Annotated in this window: 6 protein-coding genes; 3 read left to right on the forward strand and 3 right to left on the reverse strand. The window is 63.2% G+C overall.

Translation table 11 applies throughout. The features are described from left to right. Positions 1 to 179 precede the first annotated feature (179 nt). Entirely contained in the window at positions 180 to 1,664 is a 1,485-nt protein-coding gene (locus tag AC3AYF_RS01360; RefSeq protein WP_295035808.1) for a Na+/H+ antiporter NhaC family protein, read from the reverse strand. Positions 1,665 to 1,759: 95 nt separating this feature from the next. After that, positions 1,760 to 3,136: a glutamine synthetase family protein gene (locus tag AC3AYF_RS01365; protein WP_149436180.1), complete on the reverse strand. Its 1,377-nt coding sequence runs from the start codon at positions 3,134 to 3,136 to the stop codon at positions 1,760 to 1,762. Between the two features lie 244 nt (positions 3,137 to 3,380). Between AC3AYF_RS01365 and AC3AYF_RS01370 the strand changes: the two genes are divergently transcribed. From AC3AYF_RS01370 to AC3AYF_RS01380, 3 genes are read left to right on the forward strand one after another with little or no spacing between them, the layout of a single operon-like run. Beyond that, positions 3,381 to 4,127, forward strand: a complete 747-nt coding sequence (locus AC3AYF_RS01370; protein WP_295035811.1) for a gamma-glutamyl-gamma-aminobutyrate hydrolase family protein — start codon at positions 3,381 to 3,383, stop codon at positions 4,125 to 4,127. 39 nt (positions 4,128 to 4,166) lie between these two features. Further along, positions 4,167 to 5,570, forward strand: coding sequence for an aspartate aminotransferase family protein (locus AC3AYF_RS01375; protein ID WP_295035812.1), 1,404 nt, complete (start codon positions 4,167 to 4,169; stop codon positions 5,568 to 5,570). Then, on the forward strand, positions 5,567 to 7,066 hold the full coding sequence (locus AC3AYF_RS01380; protein ID WP_295035814.1) for an aldehyde dehydrogenase: 1,500 nt from the start codon (positions 5,567 to 5,569) through the stop codon (positions 7,064 to 7,066). Before AC3AYF_RS01375 ends, AC3AYF_RS01380 begins: the two co-directional genes overlap by 4 nt. A gap of 44 nt (positions 7,067 to 7,110) precedes the next feature. On the opposite strand, the gene AC3AYF_RS01385 is transcribed toward AC3AYF_RS01380, so the two are convergent. Next, the coding region (locus tag AC3AYF_RS01385) for a cupin domain-containing protein (protein ID WP_487779316.1) at positions 7,111 to 7,306 on the reverse strand (196 nt) is incomplete at its 5' end.

Genomic DNA, 7,306 nt, shown 5'->3' on the forward strand with positions numbered 1-7,306 from the left:
CCCTTTCCGGGCGGCAGGCTACTGCGTGTGCCGCTGTCGGCAATGGGCGCCTGGTACTACGAGACTCGCGACAAGCTCGGGATATGAAGGCAGCGCCAAAGACCACGCGAAGATCGATCTCGAAACGACAACGCCCCGGCTCTGCCGGGGCGTTGTCGTCTTGCCGACACGTTACCGAATCAGGTCAGCCACCAACCCAGCAAGAGGAAGCCAAGCGCGGTGACGATTGCCCCGATCATCGTGTAAGGCAGTTGGGTCAAGGCGTGCTGCATCGGCAATACGCCACTGCCCTGGGACGACAGTACGGACGAATCCGAGAAAAAGCAGGCATGGCTACCGAAGCTCGACGCCGACAGCAAAGCGCCCACCACCAGTGGCATCGGCGCGCCCATGTGGGCAGCCATCGGGATCACGATAGGAATCGAGATCACGAATACGCCCCAGGACGAGCCCGTGGCGAACACCACCACGGCCATCGAGACAAAGACGATGGCGGGCAACAGTGCCGGCGTCAGGTAGGGGGCAAGGCCGTCGATCATGAACTCGGTCATGCCGAGCTGATCGTTGATGTCCCGAAGAACGAAACCGACGGCGACGATGGCCAGTGGCAGCATCATGGTACGAAAGCCATCCATGATGGCATCCATCAGCGCCGGGAACGTCACCAGGCGTTGAACCAGATAGAGCACGATGGTGAACAGCGTAGCCGCGGTGACGCCCTTGAGAAGATCGATCTCGAAGTAGGCGCTGGCACCGATCAGCACGGCCATCGGGGCCACGAAGTTGAACATGCCGACCCATACCCTCCCGCGTGGCGTTTCGTCGCCGAGCGGGGAATCAGGAGCGCCTTCGGGTATCGGCCGACCGCCCTTCGCGCGCGCCTCTGCCGCTTTCATCGGCCCGAGATCCGGCACGATGCCAATCGCGACCAGAAACACCAAACCCATGGCTACCCAGCCATAAAGCATGAACGGGATCGACTGGATGTATAGCCACATGCCGGAGCCATCCGTGGCGCCATTCGTCTCCAGCAACTCGGCGAAATACACCGCCCAGGTCGACAAGGGCACGAGGACACAAACCGGGGCGGCGGTAGAATCCACGATATAGGCGAGTTTCTCGCGCGACACCCCGAAGCGATCGGTCAATCGCTTCATCGCGGCCGGCGTTGCCAGGGCGTTTAGATAATCGTCGATGAAAATCAGCACACCCAGCACGGCGGTGCTTATCAAGGATTGGCGCCGCGTTCTGACAAAGCGCCCGATGAAATGGCTGAAGCTCAGCGTACAACCGGACTTTTCGAGCATCGCGATGAAGCCGCCCATCAGGCCACAGACCAGAATCAACCAGGCGATGGTTTCGTTCATCATCACCGACAGCGAAATGTCAGCGAGCTCGCCAATGTAATCGGAGGGCTCGATCAATATCAGACCGGCCAGCGAACCGATTGCCAGCGCTTCCAGGGTACGGTGGGTGACGATGGCCACGGTCAACACGATCAGCGACGGTACCAGGCTGATCCATCCGAACGGCGTGCCGGATTCGTGATGGTAAGTAAGAACGGCAATGGTGACGAGCAGCCCGATGACCAGTGCCAGCGTTCGCCCGGTACTGCGGCGTCCGGGATGGGACGGGGCAAAGGCATGGGGAGAGGTATGACTCATGACCGCCCCCTGCAAGACTCGATGGAAACGGAAACACCAGGGAAAGTTGTGATTATCATCTCGAGGCCCTGTAGCAGTGAAAAAAGCGGTCGCGATCAGACGTGACGCAGATACCAGTCGTACTCGAGCCGACTGACCGCCTGCATTGCCGCCTCGCGTTCGGAGCGGCGATTGGCGAGGAACACCTTCAGGAAATCGGCGCCGAGCGCGGCGTTCAGCACGTCCGAGGCTTCGAGCACGTCCAGCGATTGTGACCAGCTGTTGGTCAATGTCGGCGCGAACTGCTCGTAAGCGTTGCCGGTGACGGCTTCCCCCGGAGAGACCTGCTGGGTGATGCCATGGATCACGGAGGCCAGCAGCGTCGCGAGCACCAGATAAGGATTGGCATCGGCACCGGCGACCCGGTGCTCGATCCGGCGCGCCGCGTTGTTGCCGGAGGGAATGCGCAGCGCCACCGAACGGTTGTCGTAACCCCAGGTGGGCGTCATGGGCACGTAAAGGCCCGGCTGAAAGCGCCGGAAAGAGTTGAGATTGGGCGCGAACAGCGCCATCGATGCCGGCATCATGGTCATGAGCCCGCCGATCGCATGCCGCAGGGTGTCGGTCCCCAGCGGATTCTCGTCCTCGGCGGCAAAGACGTTTCGGCCCGACTCGTCGAGCAGGCTCATGTGCACGTGCATGCCGTTGCCGGCCTGACCGCCGTAAGGCTTGGCCATGAACGTGGCCTCGAAGCCGTGTCGGAGCGCCACGCCCTTGATCAGGCGCTTGAGCAGGACGGCACTGTCGCAGGCATGCAGCACATCATCGGTGTGGATGAGATTGATCTCGAACTGACCCGGTGCGCACTCCTTGAGCGCGGTATCCAGCGGCAATCGCTGAACTTCCGCCGCCGCCTGAATGTCTTCCAGGAAATCGGCGTACTCGTCGAGCTCGCTGATCGAGTAGAGCTGGCTTTCGGTGGCACGTTCACCGGTGGCTGGCGACCGCGGCGGCTGAGCCATGCCAAGGTCATCGCGAGAGCGGTCGATCAGGTAGAATTCGAGCTCGAGAGCCACGACCGCCCTGCATCCGAGCTCCGCCAGGCGTCGGATCTGACGGGCGAGCACGTTACGCGGATCGGCAAAGAAGGGGCCGCCCTCATCGTCACGCATATCCATCAGCAGCTGCGCCTGCTTTCCCCCGCGTAGCCAAGGCGTGGGCATGAGGGTGCCGGGAATGGACCGACAGATTTGGTCGCCATCACCGGTCTCGAGGCCGAGCCCGGTCTCCTCCACCGTGTTTCCGGTGATATCGAGCGCAAAGACCGATCCAGGCAGGCTGACGCCATCCCGATAGACCTTTTCGAGATTGCCGCGGGGTATACGCTTACCTCGCATGACCCCGTTGAGATCGCTCAACAGCAAGTCGATGCTGTCTATTTCGGGGTGGAGGGCGAGAAAATCACGCGCCTCGTCGGCGGCAAGGGTGGACATGATGTCACCTGTGAACGTTTGTCTTGATCGTCGATATCTTTTCGTCGAGGCCGATTGTTGTCAAATTATTTACGCCAAATGACTGTTGGAAGAAATGAAAAAGCAGACAGAAATTACAATAAACTCTTTTAAAACATATATTTAATATTAACTTGCGGCCATCATGACCACTTTGGCTTGGCAAGAAATATGAACCCCGGTATGTTGAGCAAAACATAACACTAGCCATGACACAGGAGGCTCCATGGCCATTCGACCTCTGGTTGGCGTCATTGCCTGCCGCCGCATCGTGGAGGGCCACCCCGCCCACATGGTCACCGACAAGTACGTGCGTACCCTCCGCGACTATGGGCTGGAGCCGGTCATGCTCCCGGTATGGGAGGACGTGGAGACGTGTGCCGCCGGGGCGCTGCTGGACCGCCTCGACGGTCTGGTGCTGACGGGGAGCTACACCAACGTCCTACCGGATCGCTACGGTGCCAACCGCATTGCCGAGAATACGCGAGAAGATCGTGACCGTGATTCGGCGGCAATGACATGGATTCCCCTGGCGCTCGAGCGTTGCCTGCCCTTGCTCGGCATCTGTCGTGGCTTCCAGGAGTTCAACGTCGCGTTCGGCGGGACCCTCTATCAGGCTGTCCAGAAAGTGGAAGGCAAACTCGATCATCGCGAACCGGAGGGCGACAGATCGGAAAAGTACTCGCCGACCCACTCGCTCGATATTCGACCCGGCGGTCGGCTGGCAGCGCTCTTCCAGGAACCCCGAGCCAGCGTCAACTCGCTGCATCAACAAGGCATCGATCGTCTGGGTGAAGGCCTGCGCGTCGAGGCGGTTGCCCCGGATGGCCTCATCGAGGCGGTGTCGGTGATCGATGCGCCGAACTTCACCCTGGCGGTGCAATGGCACCCCGAGTGGCAGCCGAGAGAGCATCCTCTCTACGCCGCTATCTTCGAGGGGTTTGCCAGCGCCTGCCGTGGCGATGCCACCTGAACGCACGCTAGAGATGCTTTCACGATGAGAACCACGCCAATGACACCGTCAGACGCGGCAAGACTCAAGGCGCTCGACCGCGCTCACTACCTGCACCCTTTCACCGACTTCAAGGCACTGGGTAACGAAGGCAGTCGCCTCATCACCGGTGCCCACGGCGTCTATATCGAGGACGACGAAGGCCGGCAGATCCTGGATGCGATGGCGGGGCTGTGGTGCGTCAACCTGGGCTACGGCCGCCAGGAGCTGGTCGATGCCGCTACCCGGCAGTTGCAGCAGCTGCCCTACTACAACAGCTTCTTCAAGACGACCCACCCGCCGGCGGCCGAGCTGGCCGAAGTCCTCTGCGGCCTGGCGCCGGATCCTATCAACCGCGTGTTCTTCACCGGCTCCGGCTCCGAGGCCAACGACACGGTGTTACGCATGGTGCGCCGCTACTGGGCGCTCAAGGGTCAGCCCGACAAGCAGTGGGTCATCGGCCGCGACAACGCCTATCACGGCTCGACGGTGGCCGGCATGAGCCTGGGCGGCATGGCGCCGATGCAGGCCCAGGGCGGGCCCTGCGTGCCGGGCATCGCCCATATCCGCCAGCCGTACTGGTTCGACGAGGGACGGGAGATGTCGCCCGAAGCGTTCGGCAGGGTCTGCGCCGACGACCTGGAGGCGCGCATTCAGGCGCTGGGGCCGGACAAGGTCGCGGCCTTCATCGCCGAGCCGGTGCAGGGCGCGGGAGGCGCAATCATCCCGCCGGAGAGTTACTGGCCGGCGATCAAGGAGGTGCTGTCGCGCTACGACATCCTGCTGGTCATGGATGAGGTCATCTGTGGCTTTGGTCGCCTGGGCGAGTGGTTCGGCAGCGTCCACTACGGTCTCGAACCGGATTTGATGTCGGTCGCCAAAGGCTTGTCATCAGGCTATCTGCCGATCGGTGGCGTACTGGTCGGCGATCGTGTCGCCCGGGTGCTGATCGACGACGGCGGCGAATTCCATCACGGCTTCACCTACTCCGGGCATCCTGCCTGTGCCGCCGTTGCACTCGAGAACCTCAGGTTGATGGCAGCCGAAGGTGTCGTCGAGCAGGTGCGCCAGGTGACGGGGCCGTATCTGGCGAAGCACTGGAAGGCGCTCGAACGACATCCGCTCATTGGCGAGGCACGCTCGCTGGGGCTGATCGGCGCGCTCGAGATCGTGGCCGATGGCGCCACCGGCGCGCGTTTCGACAAATCCCTCAAGGCCGGCGAGACCTGTCGAGACGTCTGTTTCGAGCTCGGACTGGTCATGCGCTCCGTGGGTGACACGATGATCATCTCCCCCCCGCTGGTCATCACCGAGGCGCAGATCGACGAGCTGATCGCGCTGGCGACCGCCGCACTGGATGAAACGGCACGCCGGCTGCAGGCCCGAGGGGCCACCATTTCGGCAACGAAGGAGACATTCACATGAGCCTGACGCCAACGCTGGCCGACTGGCAGGCCAGAGCCGCCGCCGTTACCGCCAATCTGGAGACACGCGCCTTCATCGACGACGAGTTCGTGGCGGCCGAAAGCGGCGAGACCTTCGCCACGGTCAACCCCGCGACGGGGGACACCCTGGCCGACGTGGCGAGCTGCGATGCCGCCGACGCCGACAAGGCCGTGACCGTGGCCCGCGCGGCGTTCGAACGCGGTGACTGGGCCCGGCTGGCGCCTACCGAGCGCAAGCTCGTCATGCTGCGCCTGGCCACGCTGATGGAGAGCCATCGCGATACGCTGGCCCTGCTCGACACGCTGGACATGGGCAAGCCGATCAACAGCGCCCAGAGCGATGTCAGCGGCGCCATCGGCTGCATCCGCCACCAGGCCGAGTCGATCGACAAGCTCTACGGCGAAGTGGCGCCGACCGGTGACGATACCCTTGCGCTGGTGCTGCGCGAACCGCTGGGGGTCGTCGCCGCCATCGTGCCGTGGAATTTCCCGCTGATGATGACGGCCTGGAAGGTCGGCCCCGCCCTCGCCGCGGGTAACAGCGTCATTCTCAAGCCCTCCGAGAAGTCACCGCTCTCCGCCCTGTACCTGGCCTCGCTGGCGCGAGAGGCGGGCCTGCCGAGCGGCGTCTTCCAGGTGCTGCCGGGCTTCGGCCACACCGTCGGCAAGGCCTTGGCACTCTCCATGGAGGTCAACTGCCTCGCCTTCACCGGCTCGACCGGCGTCGGCAAGCAGCTGCTGCAGTATGCCGGGCAATCCAACCTGAAGCGGGTGTACCTCGAATGTGGCGGCAAGAGCCCGAACATCGTCTTCGCCGACTGCAAGGATCTGGACCGGGTGGCCCGCCACGCCGCCGAGGCGATCTTCTACAACCAGGGGGAGGTCTGCATCGCCGGATCCCGCCTGCTGGTGGAAAACAGCGTGCGCGACGCCTTCGTCGACAAGCTGCTCGCCGCCGCCGAATCGATGCAGCCGGGCGATCCGCTGGATCCCGACAGCTTCATGGGCGCCATCGTCGACCGTACGCAGTACGAGCGGGTGCTGGACTATATCCGCCAGGGCGTGGAAGAAGGGGCGCGGCTGCGCATGGGCGGCAAGTCGCTCGACGGGCCGGGCCTGTTCATCGGCCCGACCGTCTTTGACGGTGTCACCGACGACATGGTCATCGGCCGGGAGGAGATCTTCGGCCCGGTGCTTTCGGTATTCGGCTTCGATACCGAGGAGGAGGCGATCGCGATGGCCAACGACAGCGACTATGGGCTGGCGGCTGGCTTCTGGAGCCAGGACATCGATCGCATCATGCGGGTCACGCGACGCCTTCACTCCGGCCAGGTCTTCGTCAACAACTGGGCCGGCGGCGACCAGACCGTACCCTTCGGCGGCGTCAAGCAGTCCGGCAACGGGCGCGACAAGTCGCACCACTCGCTGGAGGAGTACTCCGAGCTCAAGAGTGTCTGGATGTCGCTATCGCCGTGAAGCCGTCATGAACCGAGCCGCTCGTGGCAGGCTGCCACGAGCGATCAGAACGTCTTGGCGGGCGTGGCGCAGCTGACCAGACGGCAGGCCGACTTGCCGGGATTGCGGAAGCGGTGCGGTATGTTGGTGTTGAAGTAGTACGCCTCGCCTGCCACCAGCAGCCGTGTCTGGGCACCGATGGTGATCTCGATCTCGCCGTCGAGAATCACCCCGGCCTCCTCTCCCTGGTGCGCGATCATC

The sequence above is a fragment of the Salinicola sp. genome, assembly GCF_982684285.1.